The organism is Halochromatium sp. (assembly GCF_054919635.1).
This window is the reverse complement of record NZ_JBUDPI010000013.1, coordinates 1-24,825: the sequence shown is the minus strand read 5'-3', so window position 1 is coordinate 24,825 and position 24,825 is coordinate 1. Positions and strand designations below refer to the sequence as shown.

The window sequence follows — 24,825 nt, the reverse complement described above, 5'->3', positions numbered from 1 at the left end:
CACCAGACTTGTAGGCTCATGCAATTCAGTGGCTTAGAGACTGCGCAAATGTCTCAGCTGAGCCCTCATGGAACTTGCAAGCCTCCGCAAGGACATCAGGCACACCAAAGTCTGACAGCATCTCGGCGGAGAGCTCATTGTGGTCGAAGCCAAAGTGCTCGCGCTCCGCGGCGGCGAGGTCGCTGGGGTTCTCTGTGAGCAGGTCCGAGTATTCTCGCGGGTAGATGGTAGCAAAGGCGAGCAGGCCGATCCTCGCCATCAGACCGCAGGAAAACAGGTCTTCTGGCGGCGCAATATGGGTATGTCTGCCGAGCGATCGGCAGATCAGCGCCATGAGCAGCGAGTGCGACCAGAATTCGAGATAGTTGAAGGCCTCGCAGTGATTGTTGAGGTCTTTGTCGATTAACGAAAAGGCGACTGCGAGCTCGCCGACGGTCTTGAGCCCCACCTTGATGATGGCGGCGTTGATCGAGGTGACAGGTCTGCTGCCCAGACTGGCCGAGTTTGCGAGCTTTAGTAGACGCCCTGACAGGGCCGGGTCGGCTTGCACCAGATGGGCTAGCTGCTCAACTGTGGTGTGATCGTCTTGCCAAAGCTCCATGATCGCAAGCGCGACCCCATTGGGGCTGGGGAGGCGATCGGCAGCGTTGTTGAGCAGTGTTCTTGGTGTACCCAAGGTCATGCATCCCCGGTGCTTGGGGTCGGACCCTTTTGTCATCTTGTGGTAGCTGGGTTTAGACAGCCCACAAGTCGTTTTTTGGAACTAGGCTGTTTGAGCGCAGGGTTGCGGCACCCAGCCGGCCGATTTAGTAGCATGGCGCCTTCTCGCGGCGCCTGCCGCTGTTGTCTTTGCTGGAGGTTACACCTGTGTCTATCGCTCTTGGCGCTCGTCGTCTTCGCTGCCTGCTCTCGGCCTCGGCGCTCGCGCTCTGCTCCGTCAGCGCGTCCTTGGTGATGGCCGAGGCGCAGCAGGTGAATCTCTACAACTGGAACGACTACTTCGCTGAAGAGACGCTGCCAGGCTTTGCCGAGCGGACCGGGATCGAGCCGGTGCTAGATGTCTATGACGCCAATGAGGTGCTTGAGGCAAAGTTGTTCGCTGGCAGCAGCGGCTATGATCTGGTGTTCCCGACCGCCCGACCGTTCGCGGCGCGTCACATCGACGCTGGACTCTATCGGCCCTTGGACAAGGAGCAACTGCCGGGGCTCGACCGGCTGGACCCGGCGATCATGGCCAGTCTCGCCGAGATCGACCCGGGCAATGCCCACCTGGTCCCTTATATGTGGGGCACGTCCGGGCTTGGGCTGAATGTCGAGAAGGTGCGCGCGAGACTCGGAGACGGGGCCGAGCTGGATACCTGGGCCCTGATCTTTGACCCGGAAAAGGCCGCGAAGTTGGCCGATTGCGGGATCAGTCTGTTGGATGACCCGACTGAGGTCTTCTCGGCCGCGCTGGCGTACCTGGGCAAGGATCCGAATAGCTTGGACCCGGCCGATCTAGACGCGGCCACCGAGCTACTGAATAAGGTCCACCCCTACATCCGCTACTTCCATTCGTCGCAGTACATCAGTGACCTGGCCACCGACGATCTCTGCGTGGCGCATGGCTACTCGGGCTATGTGCTGCAAGCGCAGGCTCGGGCCGAGGAGGCCGATGGACCGGAGATCGCCTATCGGATCCCGCGCGAGGGCGCCGCGCTCTGGACCGATGTGATGGCGATCCCAAAGGATGCTCCGCATCCAGAGGCGGCGCAGGCCTTCATCGCTTATCTCCTGCAGCCGAAGGTGATCGCCGAGGTCTCTAACTACGTCTATTACGCCAATCCTAACCTGGCGGCGACCGAGTATCTGGATACCGAGCTGCGGGATGATCCAGGCATCTATCCGCCGGCGTCGGTCAAGGAGCGGCTGTTCGTGCCGACTGAGCGCTCCGACCGCGAGATCCGCAACCTGAATCGACGCTGGACCAGGCTCAAGGCGCAGCGCTAACGGGTTGTCTGGCCGAGATGGTCGTGGCTGAGGTCGAGCAGCCCGAGGTGCTGGCAGGGGCAGGGGAGCTGCCGAAGACCCCGGAGCCTTGGCAAGACCCGCGCGCGGCGCCCTATGTGCGCATCGAGCGGGTGACCAAGCGTTTTGGCGAGGTCTACGCCGTCGATGACCTCAGCCTGAACATCTACCGGGGCGAGTTTTTCTCGCTGCTCGGTGGCTCCGGTTGTGGCAAGTCGACCTTGCTGCGGCTGCTCGCCGGGCTGGAGCGGCCCACCGCTGGGCGCATCTTTATCGATGGGGCCGATGTCACCAACCTGCCGGCCTATGCGCGGCCGGTGAACATGATGTTCCAGTCCTATGCGCTGTTTCCGCACATGAGCGTTGAGCAGAACGTAGCCTTCGGCCTCAAGCAGGAGCGCATGCCACGCTCTGAGCGTCTCGAGCGGGTGGCGCAGATGCTCGATCTGCTCGAGATCGGCGAGCTTCGACGGCGCAAACCGGACCAGCTCTCCGGCGGACAGCGTCAGCGTGTTGCGCTGGCGCGCAGCCTGGCCAAGCAGCCCAAGCTGTTGCTACTCGACGAGCCGCTCGGGGCTCTGGATAAGCGCCTGCGTGAGAACACTCAGTTTGAGCTGGTCAATCTGCAGGAGCGACTGGGCATCACCTTCGTAACCGTGACCCACGATCAGGAGGAGGCGATGACCATGTCGACGCGGATCGCGGTGATGCGCGCCGGACAGATCCTGCAGGTCGACACGCCAACCGCGATCTACGAGTATCCGAACTGCCAGGCGGTCGCGCGCTTTATCGGCTCGGTGAATCTATTCCCTGGTAAGGTGGTCGCGGTCGACGGCAATCAGGTTCGCGTCGCCTCGCAGCTCGGGCCGATGATGCAGATGCAAGCCTTCCATCCATTGGCGATTGGCACGCCGGTCAGCGTTGCGGTGCGCCCTGAGAAGATGCGTCCCTGCAGTCTCAATACCGCACCGTCGAGCTTGGATGTCTCGAGCGCTGCGAGTCTGAGCCCGTCCGAGTCGAGCAGGCCGGATGCAAGCTCGAGCGATTCGATCAGGCCAGATGCAGGCTCGGCTGATTCCGCTGGGCTTGGCTTGAGCAAAATGGCGCCGACTGCGTCTGACCCCGATGCCGCTGCTCGTCAAGTCAACCGTCTGGCCGGCGTGGTTGAGGATATCGCCGACCTCGGCGATGTCTCGATCTATCGCGTGCGGGTGCAAGCGAGCGCGGCCTTCGCGGACAGCGAGGCCATGGCCGATGCTGATGACCGGCCGGGCTCGGTGATCATCGAGATGACGCTCACCAACATCCAGCCGCGTACCGAGCAGGCGCTGACCTGGGGTCAGCCGGTGGCGATGGAATGGTCGCCGACGAGCGGTGCGGTGCTGAGCGACTGAGTGATCACATCCTAGCTTCAACCAGTCGCTGAGCTTGAAGCCATTAAGCTGATGGGAATATTCCAATGTCGTGAGGTTCGTCAACGGGGTTGTTCTTCTGGCTGACTATGCTGGGGCAAAGCGGCGGCCTTCGGTGATCATGTCAGCCTCGATCCAAAATCCACACTTCCTGCTGCGGCGTCTGCATTCGCTGCTTGGCTTGGTGCCGGTGGGTGCATTCCTGATCTTTCATCTGTGGGAGAACTCTCAGTCCCGGTTCGGCGAGGTCCACTACAACGAGCATGTTGTTGGCGCGCTGCAGGGGCTGAACTATCTGCTCCTGATCGAGCTGTTTGTCATCGCGCTACCGCTGCTTTTCCATGCAGGCTACGGGTTGGTGATTATCCGCGCTGGTAGGGCCGAGGTAGGCCGCTATGGCTATCTGCGCAACTGGCTCTACTGGCTGCAACGGGTCTCAGGTCTCGGCTTGATCCTGTTCTTGCTTCTGCATGTTGGTCTAACCCGGATCAGCGGGCTGTTCGATCCATCGATCAGCGCCGATCTATTTGGTCACATGCAGCGGGCGCTGGCTCAGCCGTGGGTATTCGGGCTCTATCTGATCGGCGTGCTGCTGGCGGTGTTTCATCTGGCCAATGGCTTAGCGACTGCAGCGATTGTTTGGGGCTTGACCAGCAGCGCAGCGGCACAGCGGCGCGTCGGCTGGCTTTGCGCTGGATTCGGGCTCTTGCTTGCCGCGCTGGGCTTGCACGGCCTGCTTGGCTTCTTGGTGGCGCCGGGCGCTGGGGGCGGCGGCTGATGTGGCGCCAACGCTCGACTGATGGCCTAACAGGAGATCTAAGCGCCCAGCGGGGCGGTAGCCTGAGCGCTCGCCGACGCATGAACGGGTCTGCAGTATGAGTAGCTCGAAGCTCGGGCGACAGGTGATCGTCGTCGGCGGTGGGCTCGGTGGTCTCTGGGCGACCCTGGCCATCGCCGCGGCCGGACATCGCGTGATGCTGTTCTCGCTGTTTGAGGTGATGCGCTCGCATTCGGCCTGCGCCCAGGGCGGCATCAATGCCGTGCTCGATATCAAGGGCCAGCACGACAGCGTCCAGCAGCACATCATCGATACCATCAAGGGCGGCAGCTATCTGGCCAACCAGCCGCCGATCCAGTCCATGTGCGAGGACGCGCCTGGGCTGATTCGCACCTTCGAGCGCATGGGCGTGACCTTCTCGCGCACGCCAGAGGGGCTTCTGGATCAGCGTCTGTTCGGTGGCGTGAGGCACAAGCGCACCTGTTTTGCCGGTGCCAGCACTGGTCAGCAGCTGCTCTATGGCGTGGATCAGCAGGTGCGCCGCCTGGAGACCGAGGGTCAGGTCGAGAAACGGGAATGGTGGGAATTCCTGTCGATCGTCAAGGACGCCGACGGCGTCTGCCGCGGCATCGTTGCGATGGACCTGCGCAGCCTCGAGGCTCAGGCCTTTCGCGCCGATGCGGTGGTCTTAGCCACCGGCGGACTGGGGCAGATCTATGCGCCCAAGACCACCTGCTCGACCAACTCGACCGGTGCCGCTGCGAGCCGCGTCTACCAGCAGGGGGCGCGCTTCGCCAATGCCGAGTTCTTCCAGTTCCATCCCACCGCAATGCTCGGCGAGGACAAGACGCGCTTGATGACCGAGGCCGCGCGCGGTGAGGGTGGTCGGGTCTGGGTACCGAAGGACCCGGCTGACTCGCGCGGGCCAACGCGCATCCCTGAATCCGAGCGTTTCTATTTCCTGGAGGACTGGTATCCCACCTATGGCAACACGGTGCCGCGCGATATCGCCTCGCGCGCCATCTGGAAGGTGACCCGCGAGCTCGGTCTCGGGGTCGGTGGCTCGGGTGAGAGCCGAGATCGGGTCTATCTGGACCTAACGCACCTGGATCGCGGATTCGTCTCCACGCGCCTTGGTGCCATCCTTTCGATCTATCGCAAGTTCGCCGGTCAAGACCCGCTCGAGACACCGATGGAGATCTTTCCCGCTGCGCATTATGCGATGGGCGGACTCTGGGTCGACTATGAAAGGGACACCATGACAGGTGGCATGAAACGGGGTAGTCCGCGCAACCATGCCACCAGTATCCCTGGCCTCTATGCCTGCGGCGAGTGCGACTATGCCTATCACGGCGCCAATCGACTCGGGGCTAACTCGCTGCTCTCGGCCTCGTACTCGGGGCGCGTTGCTGGCGAAGCGGTGGCCAGCTATCTGGGCGGGCTCGAATCTGGGGCCGATGACGCGCCGGCCGCGCTGTTCGAGGCCGAAGAGTCACGTCAAGACCAGCTCAACCAAGCATTCATCCGTCCGCACGGAGATCAGAATCCTTTCCGCTTGCACCGCGAGTTGGGGGCGCTGATGACCAGCAAGGTCGGCGTGGTACGGGATAACGCCGAGCTGGATGCCGCGCTGTCGGGCCTGCAAGCGCTCGAGCAGCGGTTCAAGCGCTTGGGCTTGGGCGAGTCGATCCGTATGGCCAATCAAAGCCTGGTCCATGCGCGGCAAGTCTTCGATATGGTCAAGCTGGGGCAGGTGATGGCCGCGAGCGCCCGTGCAAGGGATGAATGTCGCGGTGCCCATTTCAAACCCGCTTTCGACCTTGCTATCCCCGAGGGCAAATACCCGGGTGACCCGGAGTTTGAGGCGTATCGCGAGCGTTGGAAGGCCAATAATGCCGAGTGGCTGAAGACGACCGTTGCCGAGTATCACCCGGAGGGGCCGCGTATTGGGTTCGAGCCGGTTGAGCTCGGTCTCTTGGCGCCAGAACAACCGAGGGACTATCGCTGATGCAAGTCGAGACGCAATCGGATGCCCTGCCGTGCGACGAGCCAGTCGCGGAAGCGGCCGGTGAGCCTGGCGCCTTGTTCGCTAATGAGCGCAAGGCAAGGTTAGAACGCGACCTCGAGATGGGGTTAGAGATGGGCTCAGATCGGACGCAGAACCGCGCCGATAACGATTACAGCGTCAGCACGTCGAGTCATAGAACAGCGACTCTGAGGAGTTGCCCGATCGCTGACCCAGCCAGCAGCGCCGTCGAACTGCGTATCCGCAGACAAGATCATCCGACCGCAGTGCCCTATTGGCAGTCGTTCATGCTTGAGGCTCGACCAGGTGCCAATGTGGTCTCGCTGCTGATGGATCTTCGCGTGCATTGCGTGACCGCGGGCGGTGAGCCTGTCGATCCGATTGCCTTCGAGCACAATTGCATGGAAGAGGTCTGCGGTGCCTGCGCGATGCTGATCAATGGCGTCCCGCGTCCAGCCTGTTCGGCGCTGATCGCGGATCTGGAGACACCGATCCGGCTTGAGCCGCTGCCCAAGTTCCCGGTGGTGCGTGACCTGATGGTCGATCGCGCGCGGCTGTTCGCGCATCTCAAGCAGGTCAAGGCCTGGGTGCAGATCGATGGGGCCTGGGACAACCACGAGCGCGCGCCGCGGATCTCGCCGCAGGCTTGGGCGGTCAATTATCTCTACAGCCGCTGCATGAGCTGTGGCTGCTGTCTGGTGGCCTGTCCCCAGTTTAGGCCGGAGCAGGCCTTCGTCGGTCCTGCGGCCTTGGCGCAGGTGCGGTTGATGAACGCCCATCCGACCGGCCGCTTCGATAAGGTCGAGCGACTCCATGCGATCATGGCCGATGGTGGCCTCAGCGATTGCGGTAATGCACAGAATTGCGTCCGGGTCTGTCCGAAAGAGATTCCGCTCACCACCGCGATCGGCGAGCTTGGGCGGCAGACGACGGTCCAAGCATTGAAAGACCTGTTTGGAGGTCGCTGAGCCTGAGTATGAGCCCAAGCCTAGACGGCTTGGCGGGCTTGGCGCGCAACAAGAGCTCCAGACTCCAGATGGCGATGCGCCCTATCCGGCCGCATCGAGCCTGCTCCTCCAGGCGGATTCAGACGCAGAGGGTTATTATTGCGGCATTGAGGCCTCAATCACGAATGCTCCTGCTGCTGCGGATGCCCATGCTGCGACCCCTGACTGGCCGACCATGGCGACTCAGTCCCCTGGTCAACATCGGCCTGCCGTATCTGTGGCTCGGTTTGTTCTTTCTGCTGCCCTTTGTGATCGTGCTCGGCATCAGTCTGGCGGAGCCAGCGTTGGCGCAGCCGCCTTATACGGCACTTTGGGAATGGGTCGAGGAGGCTGTGCTGGTCATTCGCCTCAATCTGCAGAGCTACTTGCTGCTAACCGAGGATGACCTGTATCTGGCGGCACTGCTCGGCTCGCTCTGGATTGCGCTGATCTGCACGCTGCTCTGTCTGCTGATCGGTTATCCGATGGCCTATGCGATTGCGACGGCGCCAGAGCGTTGGCGGGTCTTGCTATTGATGCTGATCGTGCTGCCGTTCTGGACCTCGTTCCTGATCCGGGTCTATTCCTGGATGGGCATCTTGCGCAGCAACGGTCTGCTGAACAACCTCTTGCTCTCGCTCGGTCTGATCGAGCAGCCCTTGCAGATCCTGCATACGCTGCTGGCGGTCTATATCGGCATCGTCTATTCCTACCTGCCGTTCATGATCCTGCCGCTGTACGCGAATCTGACCCGGCTCGATTTCAGCCTGCTCGAGGCCGCGGCGGATCTCGGTTGTCGGCCTTGGCGAGCGTTCTTGGCCGTGACCTTACCGCTCTCGCTGCCAGGCATCATCGCCGGTAGCATGCTGGTCTTCATCCCGGCGGTGGGCGAGTTCGTGATCCCCGATCTGCTCGGTGGTCCGCAGAGTCTGATGGTCGGCAAGATGCTCTGGACCGAGTTCTTCAACAACAAGGACTGGCCGCTGGCCTCGGCCTTGGCGATCGTGCTGCTGGCCCTGCTAGTGGTGCCCTTCGTCCTGCTGCAGCGTCTGGAAGAGAACTGGGAGCGGCGCTTGGAGGATGAGCGGCCATGAGCGGTCGCTGGCCATTGTTGACGGTGCTGGCGTTCGGTTATGCCTTTCTGTACGTGCCGGTGTTGCTGCTGATCCTTTACTCGTTCAATGAGTCCCGGCTGGTTACGGTCTGGGCCGGGTTCTCGACGAAATGGTACGGCGAGCTGCTGCGCAATCAACAATTGCTCGATGCGGCCTGGCTCAGCGTGCGCGTTGCCGCCGTGAATGCCAGTATTGCGGTGGTGCTGGGCACCTTGGCGGCGAATGCGCTGGTGCGTCATGGTCGCTTTCGCGGCCGCACCGGCTTCGAGCTGTTGTTGACCGCGCCGTTGGTGATGCCGGATGTGATCATCGGCCTGTCGCTGCTGTTGCTCTTCGTTGCCATGCAGCAGGCGCTCGGTTGGCCGCTGGGGCGAGGCTTCACCACCATCACCATCGCTCATATCACCTTCAGCATGGCCTATGTGGCGGTGATCGTGCGGGCGCGATTGGCGCGCATGGATCAGTCACTCGAAGAGGCGGCGATGGATCTGGGCGCGCGACCGCTGCGGGTCTATCTGAGCATCACGCTACCGCTGATCGCGCCCGCGCTATTGGCCGGCTGGCTCCTGGCGTTTACGCTCTCACTCGATGACTTGGTCATCGCCAGCTTTGTCTCCGGACCCGGCGCGACCACGTTGCCGATGCTGATCTACGCTAGTGTGCGGATGGGCGTCTCGCCCCAGATCAATGCGCTGGCTACCATCATCGTCGCGCTGGTGACATTGGCTGTAGTCATTGCTGGGTTGACCATGGGTCGCCCAAAGGGAGAGCGGTCCTGAGTCAGGTTGGCAACCTTGGAGTGACAATGATGCATAGCCAAACCGCCCTGGTCAGCCTTCTCATTGCGCTCGTCGGTTATACCGATTGCGCGGGGGCTGTCCCATTGTCGAACCCTGCGGTTGACGGGGCACGGGTATCGGTTTCTTATCCACTTCCCCCAGAGTATGTGATCGACAAAGACGGTTCTGTCACGTTGAGAATCTGCTTCAACTGGTCGTGCTCAGTCAGGGAGAACATGACTTTCACGGCTAGCGATATGGACCTGATCAAGAGGCGTATGGCGACCTGTTCCGCAGGAAGCCTTCACGATCGCTTGCAGCAGGTGCGGATCGGCATCTGGCACATGGAACTGCTTGCTCAAAAGTATCAGCCGTTGTTAGCCAACGATCTGGCAATTAATGACTTTGATGCGGAAGCCATGGGCCGGATGGATTGCGTCGATAACTCCAGCAACACGACAACATATCTGGAAATTCTCCGCGATATCGGAGCGCTGCCAGGCTGGAAGGTCTCAGTGCCGAAAGTGCGCAATCTGTTCGATATCACTGCGGTGCACTGGACGGCTGTCCTCATTAATCTGGACAGCGGACGTGCGTGGAGCGTCGATTCCTGGTATCGCCCAAACGGTCACTTGCCGATGGTCATGCCCTTGGAGAGCTGGATCGATGAGAAGAAGGCCTGGGAGCCCCCCTTCGGACGTCTCAATCCGATTCCAGAGTCAATCGACGAGCTATGCAGCTCACGCCAGTCGGCGCTCCCGAAACCTGTGGCATCTATCATTCGGTAACCGATGGCATTCGCTGCATCAGGCTCTCAGGTTCATCCGAACCTTTTCGTTTCCGGCAGGATATAGACAACACCACCGGCCTCAGTGAACTTGCCTTGTATCATGTTCTTGAAGAAGTCCTCTGGCACATTGATACAGCCAAACGAGATCCGGTTGTCAAGCGGCGTCGGACTGGCTAGGCGCTCAGCTCGACGATCCCGAGGCGTTCCCTTAACGATCGCATGCATGGAGAGGGATTGCTCGTAGTCCAACCAGAGGATGTCCTTGCCCTTGTGGTTGCGGCCCATTGTTGACACAAACCGGCCTGCGGGCGTTGTTCGCTCTTCCGGCGGGATTCGCGACATGGGCATGTCGCCAATGCCGGGTAGCGAGTGATCGCCTTTCGCGAGTCCTAGCAGCACGGGAGCGGCTCCATACAACTGTCCGTCCGCGCGAAAGACGTAGACCTTGGCGTTCACTTTGTCGACAATGGCAAAGGGCATGTTGCGATTGTCTTTTGAGCTGACAATCCAATGTGCCATCTCCCTCGTCCGCCGCGATGCGCTCTCAGATGCAAAATCGACCTTCCCGACCCCGCGTGCGACAGCCATTTGTGGCTCCACAACAAACTCGAGATCTGCGTCTTCAGAATAGGCTGCATTGAGCATCGGGTTGGGTTGATGAGCGACACTGTCAACCTTTGTAGCTTGGCTCGGCACGCAGCCGGCACCCAACAAGATCAAGCAACAGCATAAAGTCACCCGAGGAAGGCTCAGATGCAAGGACAAGAGCCGAGCCTGCATCTGAGTAGGCTCCGTTATGCGTCTGCCTATTCCCCGCTGATCCGCAAGGTTTAGGCGACTGCTCGTTCCGAGCGAGCTGTTCCTCGGCTCGGCGCTGACACGCTCGCCGAAACGTACCGACGGCGTCAGGTGATTGGGGTCTGTCGGTCCGCGGCTGGCCACCCACGACTGAGGGCAGTTGCTGGAAACCTGAAGGTCTTGGTTGCGCTTGATGCGGCGGTAAGAAGTCGTCGGATTATGCTTCGGGTACATAGCATCGATAGGCCTGGTCAGCCCAAGGATAGGCAGATGCTGCAGGGTAACAAATCTGACCGTCTCTATAAAGATTATGCGGCATATGTCGTTGACCCAGGCAGCATTTTCAGGTCCACGCTAGGGCTGCCGGTACCATCGACCGCAATTGCCGACGAGCCACTCTGGCACAGCCGACTTACCCGGAAAGCTGCTTTTTTCTTGACATTCAGTGGTGGAGCTTGGATATTCAGCGCGCCGATGGCTGGCAATTCTATTTCAACTCGACAATAGGTCACACCAAATGAACAACATCGATCGATCCCTTCTCGCCATTATTGCTGTGTCTCTGCTGCTGGGGCTCTCGGCTTGCAGTACCGTGAAGCACGAGCCTGCGCCGGAGGCACCTGCGCCGGTGGTCCTCGAGCCAAAACCAGATCGCGGTTGATGCTGTTCCAGTGTCGTTAACTTGGCCGGATGGCCGTACCCTAAGCCCTGTCCTGCGCCGACCCGGGCAGCATTGGGCTTGGGGCTTCGCCAGAGACCAAGCTGTTAATCGGCTGTTTCCAGCGTGTTACAGCAGACCCGATTGCGACCAAGGCGTTTCGCTTGATATAGGCAGTCATCGGCCACTGTGATGACCATGTCCGGCGTGGCATCACCAGGTTTGGACTCGGCGATGCCGATGCTGACCGTGATCTTGATCGCTAGGTCCGAGGTGCCAAAGTCGGTTTGGGCGAGTGCACTGCGAAACCGATCCATCGAGCTTTGAGCCTGCAGCGCGCTGGTCTCAGGCATCAGGACGATGAACTCCTCACCGCCCCAGCGCGCAATCCAGTCCGCCTCGCGCATCGATTGGCGTAGATGCTTTGCGAACCCCCTAAGCACGACATCGCCCATCCGATGCCCATGGGTGTCATTGATGGCCTTGAAGAAATCGAGGTCGAGCATCGCGATGCAATAGGGTTCTTGGCTGCGCAGGCTTTGCGCGTGCACCCGTCGCAGCGCACACCAGAAGCTGTAGCGATTGAGCAGATGGGTCAGGCGATCATGATTCGCACGATAATTGAGCTTGCGCTCGGCGTTCTTGCGCTGCGAGATATCGATGTGCACACCAATCGCGAGCTGTCCGCGCCCCGATGCATCGCGCTCGCAGATGCGCCCGTGATCCTCGATCCAGACCCAATGCCCGTCGCGATGCTGCATCCGGTATTCGCCCCGAAAGTCATCCTGGTCGCCGCGGATCGCTCGTTCGAGCACCTCTTGCATGGGACCAGAATCATCGGGATGTAGCTGCGTTCGCCACCAGTCGATGGTGGGGGTGATCTCACCGGGGGCATAGCCGAGCATCGCGAAGTACCGGATATCCGCTGCGGCCTCGCCGGTGACGATGTTGGCCCAATAGACACCGATACCGCTCGCATCCAGGGCGATGTCCAGGCGTTGTTGGGCATCGACAAGACGCTTCTCGGTCTCGGCCTGCTCGCTGATATCGAGCACGAAACCGACCAGCTCGGCGCTGGCCACATCCCGCTTGGGTAACGCCGAACCATAGACGCGGGCGGTCCCTGTGCTGCCGTCCTCGCGTCGAATGCCGACCGTGGTCTTATAGGGCGTGCCCTGCGCACTGCAGCGATTAACCGCCTCGCGCAATCTTGGCCAGTCCTCGCGCGCGACATAGCGTTCGTGCTGCTCGAAGCTCGGTGCGCCAAGGGCGGGGTCACGTTGGAAGATCGCGAAGACCTGTCTTGACCATTGCGGTTGGCCCGTCGCGACATTCAGTCGCCAATGCCCGATCTGCGAGATGGCTTCAGCCACATTCAGTAGCTCTCGCAAGTGCTGCAGCTCATCGAGATCCGGGAGAGGCTCATCGAGGACATCCGCCTGTGAGGGGCGCGCACGGCAGTAGAGGATGACCTCGGTTGTCTCGCCGCAAGCAAATACGCGGCTATTGAGTTCGACTTGGAGCCTGTTTCCATCGCGGTGCCTGAATGCCTCGATGAAATGGCCGAACGGCTGCTCATTGAGTCGTTGCCATATGCCGTCCCAGCGCTCGCCGGACCAGCTGGGATTGAGCTGCCCGATCGAGCAGCCAAGCAGCTCGTCACGGGTATAGCCGAGGCAGGCGGAGGCTGCCTCGTTCAGGTCAAGGATGCGACCCTGGGCATCGATCCGAAAGATTGGATCTGGTGCTTGCTCAAACGCGAAACGATCGACGGTCATGCCTGCCTCCTGCCAAGCGTGCTACGGATGTCGCCGCTGGGTCAGCGACACGCCTTGCCTATTCCATGTGTAAACACTCGATTTGAGATTAGCACAGGGTGCGGCAGCCGTCGTCTGAGCGACCTGAGGTTGAGAACTTGGGGAGCGAGCGCCTTTTTCCTAGTCGGATTGCGACTGGCCAGCGGGCTTGAGCCAAAACAGCATCGGCTTTTCAGATTCCTCGGCCTCGCCAAGCTCTTTCCAGCTGAAACTGGTGCGCAATTCGGGATGACGTTGGTAGCCACGCTTCTCCCAGAACCGATCTAAGGGTGCATAGTCTGATGGCCGGCGTGGATCAGCCGAGTCGCGCTGCACGGCGCAGAAGGCGTACCAGTCGAACGCATAGCCTTGCTCATGACAGAGGGCCTGGGCATGGCGCTCGCGCTCGGCGAAGAAGCGCACCCCAAGACCACGCCCCCGATAGGCCGGTAGCAGCACCGATTCACCGAGATAGAAGATGCGCTCGGGGTCGTAGCCATGGTCGAGGAAGGGGGCCTTGACCTCCTCGGTTTCCTCGGCCATCGGCAGCGCGGTGGAGGCACCGACCACGCGCTCGCCATCAAGCACGATGACGACGATGCTGCCGCGGGCTTGGCGATAGGTCTCGAGGTAGCGTGCCTCGTAATCGGCATCACCGTCATAGAGGTACGGAAATTCTCGGAAGACGCTGATCCGGAGCTCAGCCAGAGCCGGAACATGGCGCTCGAGCTCGGCGCCGGTGGCGGTGAGGATCTGAAGGTTATCGGTCATCATTGGTTTTCAGGGGGGCTTAACTATTGTCGAAATGCTGGCCTGGAAAAGGTGCCAATTATCTCCGTCCAGCAGCTTGCGAGCACCTGAGGCATCCAGCGGGCCAATATCAAGGCGCCTGGGCTAGTGAGCCTTTATGCTCATGTCGAGTTGGGGCCTGACGTTTCTGGCCGTCAGGTTGGCTTGGCGGAATCCGGAAGGGCCGCTTCGGAGGTGCTACGTGGGCTATCTGTATCTCGCGATCGCGATTATCGCTGAGGTGATCGCAACCAATGCATTGAAGGCTTCGGACGGCTTCACCAAGCTGCTGCCAAGCCTGCTGGTGGTTGGCGGCTATGGGGTCGCCTTCTATTTGCTAGCGTTGGTGCTGAAGACCATACCGGTGGGCCTCGCGTATGCGATCTGGGCTGGCTTGGGCATCGTCTTGGTGGCGGTGGTCGCGGCCGTGGTGTTCCGGCAGCTGCCGGACCTGCCGGGCCTGATCGGCATGGCGTTGATCGTTGCGGGTGTTGTCATCATCAGCGCCTTCTCGAAGACCACTGGGCACTAGGCCGAGGCCGATGGGGGTGGACGTCCCAGCAGCGGCTGGGTAGGCTGCTGCGACGTTGGGCTGCAGCCGAACTTGGCGCAAACAAGGAGGACTCGAGATCGTTTCCCTGTTCACAACCCACTACTTCTGGCTCGCCCTCAGCGCCTCGACCCTCAATAGTGCGGTGCTGGCGATTGCCGCTGGCTTTGCCGCGAAGACCGATGGCGGGCTGCTCGTTGTCGCCATACTCCTGTTGACCATCGCCAGTCATATCCTCAGCTGCCTGTTCTTCCTGTCAGGTGACGGCGTTGAGCTGTTGGTGCATCGCTTCTTGGATAAGCGGCATCTGCATCCGCGCTCGAGCCGCTTCCAGACCGTCAGGGGATACATGGAGAAGTATCAGAAGCGGTTCATCTTCATGTATCGGTTCATTCCGGGCCTGCGCTTCATCTCGCCTTACATCATGGGCTTGGGGCGGGAACGCTTCTGGCCTTTTTTCTACATCGATTGGCTTGCATCACTGCTGTGGGCCTCGGTGTTTGGCGTCATCGGCTATCTGTTCGGCACCTCGGCGACGCGCCTTCTGGATGACTTTTCGCGCTACGACAGCCTCGCCTTCGGCGTCATCCTGGTGCTGGTGCTGGTTTATGTGGTGGGCAGGTTCATCTACCACCGCCGCCACCGTCAGCGATGAGGGCAGGGCAGGAATCCCGTCTCCCACGACTGATCTGCTTCATCAGTTGCCAGATGGGGAGCCAGATGAGGAACAACGCGATTGATCGCATGCTGTGGTTCGGTCCGAGTCCGTCATCGGACAGTCTTGCTCGTTGCGCAAGCGCTAGCGCAAGAGAAGCGTTGGCACCTTCGCAGAGCGCAACAGGTCGGTGGTCTTGCTGCCGAAGAACAGGCTGCGCAGCGGGGAATGCCCATAGGCGCCCATCAGCAGCATGTCGATCGCCTGCTCATGCACGTACTGGGCGATGACCCGCTCGGTGTCGCCCGGCATCAGCGCCATGGTCACCTCAAGACCGGCCTCTTCCAACGTGCTGCGCGCCCAGTCGAGCTGCTTCTCGCTGTCGCGGCGCGGCTTGCCGCTCATCAGCACATGCACCGGTAGGCCGCGGAACAACGGGCTTGCGGCCACCATCTCGACCCCGCGGCGGGTCATGCTGCCGCCGTCGAAGGCGATCAGCACCCGCTTGGGCTCGCTGAATTGGTCGGTGACCGCCAGGATCGGCTTGCTTAGTGAGCGCACCATGCGCTCGACATTGCGCCCGAGATCACGCTGGGTGGTCTCGGCCGACTCCCCACGGCGCCCGAGCACGAACAGCCGCACCTGATCCTGAGCGTCCACCAGCGTCTCCTCGAGATCGCCGTAGCGTTGGCGCACATCGGGGGCCTCGACGCCGAGCTCGATTGCGCGTTGGCGCAGGCCGTTGAGCAGCTCGCGGCCGCGCTCGCGGTTCTCCTTGCTGCGTGACTCATCCTGCTCGCTGAGCTCGCTGAGCAGATTCTGCTGGGCATTGACACCAATAGCGCCGCTGTGGTCCTTGCCGATCACGGCCTCCTTGTCGCGATCGAGGATGTGCAACAGCTCCAGCGGCGCCTGCATTTGGCGGGCGGCCCAGGCCGCAGCATCGGTGACATAGTCGGCGAAGTGCGATTGATCGACACAGGCCAGCACCTTGTCTAAAGTCTGCATCGGGTCTTCGGGTTGCATCGGTCTTGTTCCTCGTGCGGGCTCGGATGCTTGGCGCAGGTGGGGCAATCAGGGGGCGCCGGGGGCCATCAGGGAGCAGTAAGGGCAGACAGAAGCCACTGGGGGCATCTGGCGCGTTGCCCCGCCGCTCAATGGCCCATCAGGCTCTCGACGGCCTCGGGCTTGTCGTGCACCGCAAAGCGATCGACCAGGGTCCGGCTGGCCTGGTTGAGGCCGACGACCACCACCTCGGTGCCCTCGCGGCGGAACTTGAGCACCACCTTATCGAGTGCGGTGACCGCGGTGATGTCCCAAAAGTGCGCGCGGCTGACATCGATGACCACCTTTTCAATGACCTCCTTGTAGTCGAACGCGGCGATGAAGCGATCGGCGGAGGAGAAGAAGACCTGGCCAACGACGTGGTAGACGCGCTCACGGCCCTCGCGGGTCGGGGTCGAGCCGACATAGAGGATGCGGCTGACCTTCTGCGCGAAGAAGAAGCCCGACAGTAGCACCCCGACCAGCACACCCTGGGCCAGGTCATGGGTCAGCACGGTGACCGCGACGGTGGCGAGCATGACGATATTGGCGTCCAGCGGATGCTCGCGCAGGTTCTTGAACGAGGCCCAGTTGAAGGTGCCGATCGAGACCATGATCATCACCGCCACCAGCGCTGCCATCGGGATCTGCGCCACCCAGTCGTTGGCAAAGACCACCAGGATCAGGAGCACGATGCCGGCGGTGAGGGTCGAGAGCCGTCCACGGCCGCCGGATTTGATGTTGATGACGGTCTGACCGATCATCGCGCAGCCGGCCATACCGCCGAAGAAGCCGGTGACGACATTGGCCGTACCCTGACCGACGCATTCGCGGTTCTTGTTGCTCTTGGAGTCGGTCAGATCATCGACGATGGTCGCCGTCATCAGCGACTCGAGTAGCCCGACCACGGCCAGCGTCGCCGAGACCGGGAAGATGATCTGCAGGGTCTCCAGGTTGAGCGGGATATCCGGGATCAGGAACACCGGTAGGGTGTCCGGCATCTGGCCCATGTCGCCGACGGTGCGGATGTCGAGCCCCATGTAGATCGCCGCCGCAGTGAGCCCGACGATCGCCACCAGCGGCGAGGGGATGGCCTTGGTGATGAACGGAAACAGATAGATGATGGCCAGCCCTGCGGCCAATACCCCATAGACCTCCCAGGTCAGCTGGGCGCCGGTGATCTCGGGCAGTTGCGCCATGAAGATCAGGATCGCCAGGGCGTTGACGAAGCCGGTGATCACCGAGCGCGAGACGAAGCGCATCAGGTTGCCGAGCTTGAGCCAGCCAGCCAACACCTGCAGCACGCCGGTCAGCACGGTCGCGGCGAGTAGGTACTGCAGGCCGTGATCGGCGACCAGATCCACCATCAGCACCGCCATCGCCGCGGTCGCTGCAGAGATCATGCCCGAGCGGCCACCGACGAAGGCGGTCACCACGGCGATACAGAAGGAGGCATAGAGTCCGACCTTGGGATCGACCCCGGCGATGATGGAGAAGGCGATGGCCTCTGGGATCAATGCCAGCGCCACCACCAGGCCAGCGAGCAGATCGTTGGGGATATTGGAGAGCCAATCCTTGCGGAGTGATTTCATGCGGGAACAGTTCCAGGGCTGACGCGGACCTCAGGGCCAGCGGTGGGCAATCAACAGCGTGGCGTGGCGCCGAGTTCGAGACAGGAGTCAAGCAAGAACCAGTCGGCCGACTGGTGAACGCAGGGAGCAAGCGCGGGGTATCGCTGGGAACGGGAGCACGAGCCCGGTGGACTCGGCGGATCGCTTGGTGCCTACATGGGCAGGGTCTCTCCAGCGAGGGCGAGCGATGGTCAAATCGATGTTGGTGCAGAGTATACAAGCAATAGGGACATGCCGAAACCGAGTCCGGCACGGCAGAGAGGCTGCTAGAGTGAGGGCAGTCGTCGACGCGCAAGGAGTCCGTGAAATCTAAACTAACCCATCTTTAACACCCATATTTATAATCTTTTTCAAATCATCAGCTTGCGCTGCATGAAATCGGCGAGTGGCACTACAAAGTCGCCATTCTTGAACCTGCGGTCGTTCAGACGAGCATCCTAGAGACACCTCCTGGGCTAGGATCAACGCCAAGCGCCTGATAGATCGCCTTCTGGCCAGCTTCCGCCTCGGTCGCCTTGCGCACATGCCACGCGCGCCCATCAGGGCGGCGGAATGTCGAGGTGACGCGCGCCTGGCTGGAGAGGGTCTCACGCAACAGCGTCCAGCTCTCGTGGATGCCCTGCTCGCGCAAGCGCTGGCGGATCAGCTGCACGAACTGATAGGCCAGTACCGTGATGAACAAGTGCCCCTCGGCACGTGCTTCGGTCTTGTGGAAGATCGGACGCAGCCCAAGGTCCGATTTCAAGGAGCGAAACGCGGCCTCCAGATCGGTGAGCATCCTATAGGTCCGCCACAGTTGCTCGGCGTCCCAGGTCAATTCGTTGCTGCGCAGACAATAGCCCCCAGGATGGGTCTCCATGGTGCTGTCGATGGGTCGGCGCTGCCAGCGGATGGTCTGTGCCCTCTCGCCGCTGGCATCGGGGATGATCTCGATGTGGTAGTGCCGAGCAGCCTCATGGCTTTTTTCTTTCAGCCGCCCGAAGCGTTCCCAGAGCTTGTCGATCCTTATTGGTGGTGCGCGGGCGTGCGAGCCCGTCGGCCATGGCTTGGAGCGCGGCCTCGAAGCGCTCGGCGAAGCGCTGGCTGATGCCTTGTTCTTTCCCTGCACGGCGTTCGGAATAACAGTACAGGCGCACCTCCTCGCCCTCTGCATCCTCGACGCGCTGCACCGACACCCGCTCGCCACTGGCGTTCTTCAGATCACTGGCCTGCGTGGGATCGAACTGGCGATGGCGCTCACGGCTGACCACCAGGTACCGATAACCCTGCTCGCGCAACCAAAGCAGATTCTCCTCGGTGGCGATCCCCCGATCCATGACCACCAGCGCACCCTTGGGGGCGCGCAAGCGCTGGAGCATGCCCGCCAAGGTCGTGCCTTCGACCACGTTGCCGTCAAAGACCTCGGAGCGACGGACAAACCCACTGCCATCGAGCACGAGGCCCGAGGTCAGCAGGGGGCAATCGCTGCGCTGCTCCTTGGAGTGGCCGTGCTGGGCTTTGGGGTTGGCGGCCGCTTCGCCTTCAAAATAGGTGTTGGTCAGATCGTAGAGGGTGACCGACCAGTCGAGCCCGAACAGGCCCGTCAGGCGCGTAAACAGCGCCCCTTCCAACGGCTCGCGGTGGCGCATCAGCACATCGGCGGCGCGATAGAGCTGCATCAGACTCATGGCCTCGAAGTCGACATCGAGCAGCTCGCCCGGCCCACTGCGTTGACATAGCCAACGCTGGGTGGACAGTTCTGAGCCTGGCGCGGCCATGCGCCCTAGGATCACCCCCAGCACCGCGGCGCGTTGCGGCCCCGTGAGCCCCAGGGTCTCAAGTTGCTCGACGAAGTCGACCTGCGCCATCGCCCAGAGCCCGACCGCCTCGACCCCGACCGTGCGCGGGCGACTGAGCTTGAGCGAGTCGAGCACGATGCTGTGCACCTCCACGGGTGCCGTGCTCGCGGATGCGGTGGCCTCAGGCGCGGCGCCTTGACGGGCCAGCAGCAGCGCGGCCAGACGCTGCGCTTCGCGTTCGATCAGCAGCCCACCTCCGCCGCCGAGCAAGACCTCCTGACCACTGAGGATCTCCTCGAGGCGCATGCAGAGCATCGGCCAGTGCGCCTGCGCTACCGGGAAATGCCGCCCCAGGTTGAGCAGGGTTACCTGGCGCACCTTCCCGCCCACGCGCTCGGAGCGCACCAGCCGGTGCGTTAAGTAACGCTCACCGGTGGCGGTGTTGCGCGTCTGCGTGCGGCGGATGTACATGCCCGAAACGCTAGACCCTACGCCGCCATAAGGCAACGGACCCCATTGAATGTTATGGCACTACTTTGAGCAATCAGACTCGCGGGTATAATGAAATCAGCGCCTTAGACTGAAAAGCTGCCCAAAATCAATGGGGCCATGTTAAAGATGGGTTAAAGGTCTTCGAGCCGAAACAGCGCCATCTGGCTGGCGCCACCATAAACCGGGTGCACGCCACCGATGTCGCGGTGGCGCAGCCCATAGCCGTGCCGCTGCGCTACGCCGCGCGCCCAGCGCTGAAACCGCGCACGGTCCCATTCGAAGCGATGATCGGGATGGCGAAAACGATTCGGAGGCACCTCGAGCAGCGGGTTGTACTCGGCATTCGGGGTGGTGAGAATCACCCCTCGTGGGCGCATCCGCGCGAAGATTGCTTGCTCGACTTGGCCTAGATCACGGGGCTCGATGTGCTCGATGGTCTCGATCAGTAGCGCGCAGTCGAAGCCGATCAGCGCGTCATCAGGTTCGGTCAGAGAGCCTCGCCGAAGCTCGATCGTCGGACCTTGTCGATCGCTACCCTGTTCCGTGATGCCCTGCTCATCAGCGGCATTCTGTGCCCAGGTTCTGGCCTTGGATAACCTGCTTTCTGCCGAGCGAGCCTGGCCATTCGCTGTAAGGTTACTATCAAGCCGCAGCCGCACCTGCTCCAAGCATCGGGCGTCGAGGTCGAGTCCCAGGATGTGCGTGAGTCTCGGCTCCTGTGCGAGCCGCACCAGCAGATCACCCTCACCGCAGCCAAGATCGAGGAGGCTGCGGGCGCCACTTGCGCGCGCGGCGTCGATCACCGCCTTGAGGCGCTCCTCATGCAGCGGTGTGGTGGCTTCTTGATTCCAGTGCACGGATGGGTTGGTCTCGTTGCGGCCCATTCCTCGCACGGGCTGTCTATGGAAGAATCGAAATCCCAGTCAGACGGGCTTGTCGGCAAGCGGCCCTCTCACTTCGTCGCTGCCAGGTTGACACAGACCCTTTACCGAGGCTCGGATCGCTGATGAAGCACTTTACCAACATTCTTTATGTCTTGGATCAGGAGGCGGAGCAGGCGTGTGGTCTGGAGCGCGCCGTTGCCTTGGCGCGCGGCAATCAGGCCCAGCTCAAGGTGGTCTCGGTGGTCGAGGCACTGCCGGCCGGAGCGCCACTGGAAGGGCTGGATCTCACCACTGACGACCTGCAGGCAGCGAGCCGGGCTGGGTGTGAGCAGCGTCTGAGCGCGCTGGTCGAGCCGCTGCGAGAGACGGTCGCGATCGAGACCAAGGTGCTGACCGGGCGTCTGTTTCTCGAGGTGATTCGCGAGGTCCTGCGGCACGACCATGACCTGGTGATGAAGTGCGTGAGCGCTAGGGAGCCACTGGCCGCGTTGTTTGGCAGCGACGATCTGCACCTGCTGCGCAAGTGTCCCTGTCCGCTCTGGCTTGGTCGGCCTCAGGATGGTTTGAATTACCGGCGCGTACTGGCGGCGGTGGATGTGGAGCCGCTCGCCTCCCCCAAGGAGCGAGCGCAACAGCAGGCGCTGAACGCAATCATCCTGGATCTTGCGGCCGGGCTGGCGACCTCAGAGTTTGCCGAGCTGCACGTCGCGCACGTTTGGACCGCGCTCGTTGAGCCGATCTTGCGAGGCGGTATGATCGCGACACCCGCTGAGACCAAGATTGATGCCTACATTGAGGCCGAGCGCCGTCGTCATGGCCAGGCACTGGAACAGGTGTTGGTGGACCTCGAGGCTCGGCTCGGTGCCGAGGCCCTGCGCTGGCTGAAACCGAGCAGGCATCTGCCCAAGGGCTCCCCGCGCGAGGAACTGCCCGCGCTCGCCAAGCGCATCGACGCCGATATCCTAGTGCTAGGAACGCTGGGGCGGACAGGTGTTTCCGGGCTGTTGATCGGCAATACCGCCGAGGCGGTGCTGCAACGGATCGACTGCGCCGTGCTCGCGGTGAAGCCCGAGGGATTCGTCAGCCCGATCGTGGCCTAGCGCCACCGCTGGGTGGGCCGGGACGGTAGCTGGGCCCGGCTTGGCTTGCTTGGTAACGGTTCAGAAACAAGTGGCACAACTCCACCAACGAGCGCCGCTCAAGAAGGGCTTAGCTGGCCAGTAGATGCCCCGGTTATTCTTGCACCGTTCCTTAGCCTGATCGGCGCCCACGTTGTCTGTCGACACCGGCTCGAGCCTTTGACCTTGAACAACCTCCGGCGTAGCCGCTCGACCACCGCCTAGCGGCCTTCGGCGGTGCGCTTGCGCTGGATGTCGATGATGTTGTCCGCAGCGAAATCGACGGCATCCCGGAAGGGGTAGAGGATGATCGGCGCGCCGGCACGCCAGAGCTTGGTCCCCCGATCCTCGTCGCGGGCCACGATGGCAGTCTCGCCGTTGAAGTGGCGCTCCGCCAAGGCTCGCAGCAGCATCCGATTGGAGTCGATATCCGGCAAGGTACTGATCACCCACTGCAAGCCGTCCAAGGGTAAGGTGTCGAGAAAGGCTGGGTCTTGGCCGTCGCCAAAACAGACCGGGAGCCCGTCTTGCGCGAGCGTTCGCACGAGATCGGGGTCGCAATCGACACCGAGCACACGCAGCTCTGCTGCCCTCAAGCGCTTCGCCAGGCGCAGTCCGTAGCGGCCGAGGCCAAGCACCAGCACCTGGGGGCGTATCTCTGCCGACACCTGCGCCTCGGCCGCGATCTCGCGGAAGGGCATAGGTCGCTCGAAGACGCTGAGCACCGGTGTCAGCACCTGATACAGCGGCTGTGAGTACAGGATCATGTAGGTCGACAACGTGATGGTGACGATGCCGACCAGGGTCGTGACGCCAAGCGCCTGGACGCCGATGTGGCCGAGCCCAATGCCCATGGCGATGAAGACGATCGAGAACTCGCTGATCTGCGCGACGGTCAGCCCGGCGAGGAAGCCGGTGCGCTTGCGGTAGCCCATGGCCCCCATGATGGCCATGACGATCAACGGATTGCCGATGAGCACGAAGAGCGACAGCAGGATTGCCGGCACCACCTCGGCGCCCAGGGTCGAGAAGTCGAGCTCGGCGCCGAGGTCGACGAAGAAGAACAGCAACAGGAAATCACGGATGCCACTGAGGCGCGCACTGATCGCCTCGCGGTAGACGGTGGAGGCGAGCGAGAACCCGGCCAGGAAGGCGCCGGCCTCCTTGGAGAAGCCGACCCATTCGCCGAGTGCCGCCAGCCCGGTGCCCCAGGCGATGGCAAAGATCAGCAGCAGCTCCTGCGAGCGCGCCATGCTGCGCAGCAGGGGTGGGATCAGATAGCGCATCAGCAGGAACATCAGCAGGGCCGCGCCGAGGATGCGGGCCGCGAGTGAGACGGCGATCTCCCAGGCCGGCGCATCGCCGCCGGCGCCGAGCGCGCTCATCGCCATCATCGCCACCACCACGGCGATGTCCTGCACGATCAGGAAGCCGATCGCGATGCGCCCGTGCAAGGCATCGAGCTCATGCTTGTCGGAGAGCAGCTTGACGATGATGATGGTGCTCGAGAAGGTCAGCGCGACGGCGATATAGAGCGCCTCGACGACGCCCTTGCCGAGCGCCAGGATGAGCAGGAAGCCGAAGACGATGGTGAAGGCGAGCTGGCCCAAGCCGGTTGCCAGCGCCACCTTGCCGATGTCGCGCACGCGCGAGAGATCGAGCTTCAGCCCGACCACGAACAGCAGCACCGAGACACCGATCTGCGCCAGCACACTGACCTGGTCGTGCGCCTTCACCAGCTCGAACCCGGCCGGGCCGACCGCGATGCCAACGATGATGTAGGCAATCAGTACCGGCTGACGCAGGCGCACCGCGAGTGCACCAGCGGCCGCCGCGAGCACTAGCAGCAGTGCGAGCTCGGTGAATGGGTCGAGCGCCGGGATGTCAAGAGGCAGGCTGATCGGCATGGGTTCGCGCATTAGGAGCGCCTGTTCATTCACTGATACGAGCCGTCAGACGGGCAGGGGGACGGGTATTGTGCGTCATGCGAGACTGTGCTGCAATCTATAGAAATGCAGCACAAAAGGGCAAAGACATGAAGGCGCTGAATGTCAGAGAGATGAGGGCTGCGATCGGTCGACTTGATGAGCTGGTCGACGCGGCGGGTGAGCTGGTAGTCAAGCGGCGAGGTCAGCCCATTGCCAGGATCCTGCCAGTGCAAGGGGCGCGACAACGTCCGGATCATGAGGATTTGCGCGCGCGCATGCCGCAGCTGTCGACGCCTTCATCGGCGCTGATTCGCGCGGAGAGGGATGAGCGCTAACGGGCGCACCTATCTGGATACCAGCGCCTTGGCGAAGTGGTATCTCAATGAGCCGGGCTCGGACGACTTCGTCGGCTATCTCAAAGGCCTCGATGTTGCCGTGGTCAGCAGCCTAACGCGCACTGAAGTGCGCTCCATGCTGGCGCGTCGTCGGCGCATGGGTGAGCTGGATCACGAGCTCGAGTCTGTTGTTTACGCCGCGTTTCTCAACGACATTGCCCAGGGGTGGATACAGCTCTATCCGGTCGAGGATGCGCGCTTCGATGAGGCGGCAAACCTGATCGCGCGCTATCCAGAGCACCCGCTGCGCACCTTGGATGCCTTGCATCTGGCGATCGCGCTCCAAGCCCAGACCGATGCCCTTGCGACCGCCGATTCGGTGATGGCGGATGCCGCGGTTGCGTTGGACTTTGAGGTCGTCAGGTTCTGATGCTGCCGGAGCCAAGCCTCGGTTACACTAGCGGGTTTTGCGACGC

20 protein-coding genes and 1 pseudogene are annotated in these 24,825 nt (G+C 62.0%); 12 read left to right on the top strand and 9 right to left on the bottom strand.

Features of this window, described 5'->3' with window-relative positions:
* Window positions 1–25: 25 nt before the first annotated feature.
* A complete protein-coding gene (locus tag ACY693_RS01885) occupies window positions 26–682 on the bottom strand; it encodes an HDOD domain-containing protein (RefSeq protein ID WP_462320133.1) in 657 nt (218 codons plus the stop codon).
* 272 nt (window positions 683–954) lie between these two features.
* Here ACY693_RS01885 and ACY693_RS01880 point away from each other — a divergent pair, with 272 nt between their 5' ends.
* The 8 genes from ACY693_RS01880 (at window position 955) to ACY693_RS01845 (ending at window position 9,891) form a co-directional block, all read left to right on the top strand.
* Window positions 955–1,989, top strand: a complete 1,035-nt coding sequence (locus ACY693_RS01880; protein ID WP_462320135.1) for a polyamine ABC transporter substrate-binding protein — start codon at window positions 955–957, stop codon at window positions 1,987–1,989.
* A 68-nt stretch (window positions 1,990–2,057) separates the two neighbouring features.
* Window positions 2,058–3,401 (top strand): ABC transporter ATP-binding protein, encoded by a 1,344-nt coding sequence (locus tag ACY693_RS01875; RefSeq protein ID WP_462320134.1) that lies wholly within the window; start codon window positions 2,058–2,060, stop codon window positions 3,399–3,401.
* A 139-nt stretch (window positions 3,402–3,540) separates the two neighbouring features.
* A complete protein-coding gene (locus tag ACY693_RS01870) occupies window positions 3,541–4,197 on the top strand; it encodes a succinate dehydrogenase/fumarate reductase transmembrane subunit (RefSeq protein ID WP_462320132.1) in 657 nt (218 codons plus the stop codon).
* 97 nt (window positions 4,198–4,294) lie between these two features.
* The gene (gene sdhA / locus ACY693_RS01865) at window positions 4,295–6,205 is read left to right on the top strand and encodes a succinate dehydrogenase (quinone) flavoprotein subunit (RefSeq protein WP_462320131.1); all 1,911 of its coding nucleotides are present in this window, start codon (window positions 4,295–4,297) and stop codon (window positions 6,203–6,205) included.
* Window positions 6,205–7,191, top strand: coding sequence for a succinate dehydrogenase iron-sulfur subunit (sdhB, locus tag ACY693_RS01860; protein WP_462320130.1), 987 nt, complete (start codon window positions 6,205–6,207; stop codon window positions 7,189–7,191). Before sdhA ends, sdhB begins: the two co-directional genes overlap by 1 nt.
* Window positions 7,192–7,355: 164 nt before the next feature.
* Window positions 7,356–8,303 carry an ABC transporter permease subunit gene (locus tag ACY693_RS01855; RefSeq protein WP_462320129.1) on the top strand — a complete coding sequence of 316 codons (948 nt, stop codon included), beginning with the start codon at window positions 7,356–7,358 and terminating at the stop codon, window positions 8,301–8,303.
* Complete coding sequence (locus tag ACY693_RS01850) at window positions 8,300–9,103, top strand: ABC transporter permease subunit (protein ID WP_462320128.1); 804 nt, start codon at window positions 8,300–8,302, stop codon at window positions 9,101–9,103. Before ACY693_RS01855 ends, ACY693_RS01850 begins: the two co-directional genes overlap by 4 nt.
* A 29-nt stretch (window positions 9,104–9,132) precedes the next feature.
* Complete coding sequence (locus ACY693_RS01845; protein ID WP_462320127.1) at window positions 9,133–9,891, top strand: hypothetical protein; 759 nt, start codon at window positions 9,133–9,135, stop codon at window positions 9,889–9,891.
* A gap of 32 nt (window positions 9,892–9,923) precedes the next feature.
* Here the strand turns inward: ACY693_RS01845 and ACY693_RS01840 are convergent, their stop codons facing one another.
* From ACY693_RS01840 to ACY693_RS01830, 3 genes are all read right to left on the bottom strand, one after another.
* Window positions 9,924–10,538: a L,D-transpeptidase gene (locus ACY693_RS01840; RefSeq protein WP_462320126.1), complete on the bottom strand. Its 615-nt coding sequence runs from the start codon at window positions 10,536–10,538 to the stop codon at window positions 9,924–9,926.
* Between the two features lie 918 nt (window positions 10,539–11,456).
* Window positions 11,457–13,127: a diguanylate cyclase gene (locus tag ACY693_RS01835; protein ID WP_462320125.1), complete on the bottom strand. Its 1,671-nt coding sequence runs from the start codon at window positions 13,125–13,127 to the stop codon at window positions 11,457–11,459.
* A 159-nt stretch (window positions 13,128–13,286) separates the two neighbouring features.
* A complete protein-coding gene (locus ACY693_RS01830) occupies window positions 13,287–13,916 on the bottom strand; it encodes a GNAT family N-acetyltransferase (protein ID WP_462320124.1) in 630 nt (209 codons plus the stop codon).
* 220 nt (window positions 13,917–14,136) lie between these two features.
* Between ACY693_RS01830 and ACY693_RS01825 the strand changes: the two genes are divergently transcribed.
* Window positions 14,137–14,466, top strand: a complete 330-nt coding sequence (locus ACY693_RS01825) for a DMT family transporter (protein ID WP_462320123.1) — start codon at window positions 14,137–14,139, stop codon at window positions 14,464–14,466.
* Between the two features lie 55 nt (window positions 14,467–14,521).
* A complete protein-coding gene (locus ACY693_RS01820) occupies window positions 14,522–15,139 on the top strand; it encodes a DedA family protein (protein ID WP_462320122.1) in 618 nt (205 codons plus the stop codon).
* Between the two features lie 144 nt (window positions 15,140–15,283).
* Here ACY693_RS01820 and ACY693_RS01815 read toward each other — a convergent pair whose 3' ends face one another.
* From ACY693_RS01815 to ACY693_RS01800, 4 genes and pseudogenes are all read right to left on the bottom strand, one after another.
* Complete coding sequence (locus tag ACY693_RS01815) at window positions 15,284–16,165, bottom strand: universal stress protein (RefSeq protein WP_462320121.1); 882 nt, start codon at window positions 16,163–16,165, stop codon at window positions 15,284–15,286.
* A 128-nt stretch (window positions 16,166–16,293) separates the two neighbouring features.
* Window positions 16,294–17,775 (bottom strand): SulP family inorganic anion transporter, encoded by a 1,482-nt coding sequence (locus ACY693_RS01810; protein ID WP_462320120.1) that lies wholly within the window; start codon window positions 17,773–17,775, stop codon window positions 16,294–16,296.
* A gap of 463 nt (window positions 17,776–18,238) precedes the next feature.
* Window positions 18,239–20,063, bottom strand: a pseudogene (locus ACY693_RS01805) (IS1634 family transposase).
* Between the two features lie 152 nt (window positions 20,064–20,215).
* Complete coding sequence (locus ACY693_RS01800) at window positions 20,216–20,968, bottom strand: methyltransferase domain-containing protein (RefSeq protein WP_462320119.1); 753 nt, start codon at window positions 20,966–20,968, stop codon at window positions 20,216–20,218.
* A gap of 122 nt (window positions 20,969–21,090) precedes the next feature.
* On the opposite strand from ACY693_RS01800, the gene ACY693_RS01795 reads away from it, so the two are divergent.
* A complete protein-coding gene (locus tag ACY693_RS01795; protein WP_462320118.1) occupies window positions 21,091–22,068 on the top strand; it encodes a universal stress protein in 978 nt (325 codons plus the stop codon).
* Window positions 22,069–22,307: 239 nt separating this feature from the next.
* Here ACY693_RS01795 and ACY693_RS01790 read toward each other — a convergent pair whose 3' ends face one another.
* Complete coding sequence (locus ACY693_RS01790; RefSeq protein ID WP_462320117.1) at window positions 22,308–24,005, bottom strand: cation:proton antiporter; 1,698 nt, start codon at window positions 24,003–24,005, stop codon at window positions 22,308–22,310.
* 333 nt (window positions 24,006–24,338) lie between these two features.
* Between ACY693_RS01790 and ACY693_RS01785 the strand changes: the two genes are divergently transcribed.
* Entirely contained in the window at window positions 24,339–24,779 is a 441-nt protein-coding gene (locus tag ACY693_RS01785; protein ID WP_462320116.1) for a type II toxin-antitoxin system VapC family toxin, read from the top strand.
* The last annotated feature ends 46 nt before the right edge of the window (window positions 24,780–24,825 follow it).

Bases quoted from the DNA above. Each gene is read 5' to 3' on its own strand.
- ACY693_RS01885 (WP_462320133.1), bottom strand. From the start codon at position 682: ATGACCTTGGGTACACCAAGAACACTGCTCAACAACGCTGCCGATCGC.
- ACY693_RS01880 (WP_462320135.1), top strand. From the start codon at position 955: ATGGCCGAGGCGCAGCAGGTGAATCTCTACAACTGGAACGACTACTTC.
- ACY693_RS01870 (WP_462320132.1), top strand. From the start codon at position 3,541: ATGTCAGCCTCGATCCAAAATCCACACTTCCTGCTGCGGCGTCTGCAT.
- sdhA (WP_462320131.1), top strand. From the start codon at position 4,295: ATGAGTAGCTCGAAGCTCGGGCGACAGGTGATCGTCGTCGGCGGTGGG.
- sdhB (WP_462320130.1), top strand. From the start codon at position 6,205: ATGCAAGTCGAGACGCAATCGGATGCCCTGCCGTGCGACGAGCCAGTC.
- ACY693_RS01855 (WP_462320129.1), top strand. From the start codon at position 7,356: ATGCTCCTGCTGCTGCGGATGCCCATGCTGCGACCCCTGACTGGCCGA.
- ACY693_RS01850 (WP_462320128.1), top strand. From the start codon at position 8,300: ATGAGCGGTCGCTGGCCATTGTTGACGGTGCTGGCGTTCGGTTATGCC.
- ACY693_RS01845 (WP_462320127.1), top strand. From the start codon at position 9,133: ATGCATAGCCAAACCGCCCTGGTCAGCCTTCTCATTGCGCTCGTCGGT.
- ACY693_RS01840 (WP_462320126.1), bottom strand. From the start codon at position 10,538: ATGCTCAATGCAGCCTATTCTGAAGACGCAGATCTCGAGTTTGTTGTG.
- ACY693_RS01835 (WP_462320125.1), bottom strand. From the start codon at position 13,127: ATGACCGTCGATCGTTTCGCGTTTGAGCAAGCACCAGATCCAATCTTT.
- ACY693_RS01830 (WP_462320124.1), bottom strand. From the start codon at position 13,916: ATGACCGATAACCTTCAGATCCTCACCGCCACCGGCGCCGAGCTCGAG.
- ACY693_RS01815 (WP_462320121.1), bottom strand. From the start codon at position 16,165: ATGCAACCCGAAGACCCGATGCAGACTTTAGACAAGGTGCTGGCCTGT.
- ACY693_RS01810 (WP_462320120.1), bottom strand. From the start codon at position 17,775: ATGAAATCACTCCGCAAGGATTGGCTCTCCAATATCCCCAACGATCTG.
- ACY693_RS01800 (WP_462320119.1), bottom strand. From the start codon at position 20,968: ATGGGCCGCAACGAGACCAACCCATCCGTGCACTGGAATCAAGAAGCC.
- ACY693_RS01795 (WP_462320118.1), top strand. From the start codon at position 21,091: ATGAAGCACTTTACCAACATTCTTTATGTCTTGGATCAGGAGGCGGAG.
- ACY693_RS01790 (WP_462320117.1), bottom strand. From the start codon at position 24,005: ATGCGCGAACCCATGCCGATCAGCCTGCCTCTTGACATCCCGGCGCTC.
- ACY693_RS01785 (WP_462320116.1), top strand. From the start codon at position 24,339: ATGAGCGCTAACGGGCGCACCTATCTGGATACCAGCGCCTTGGCGAAG.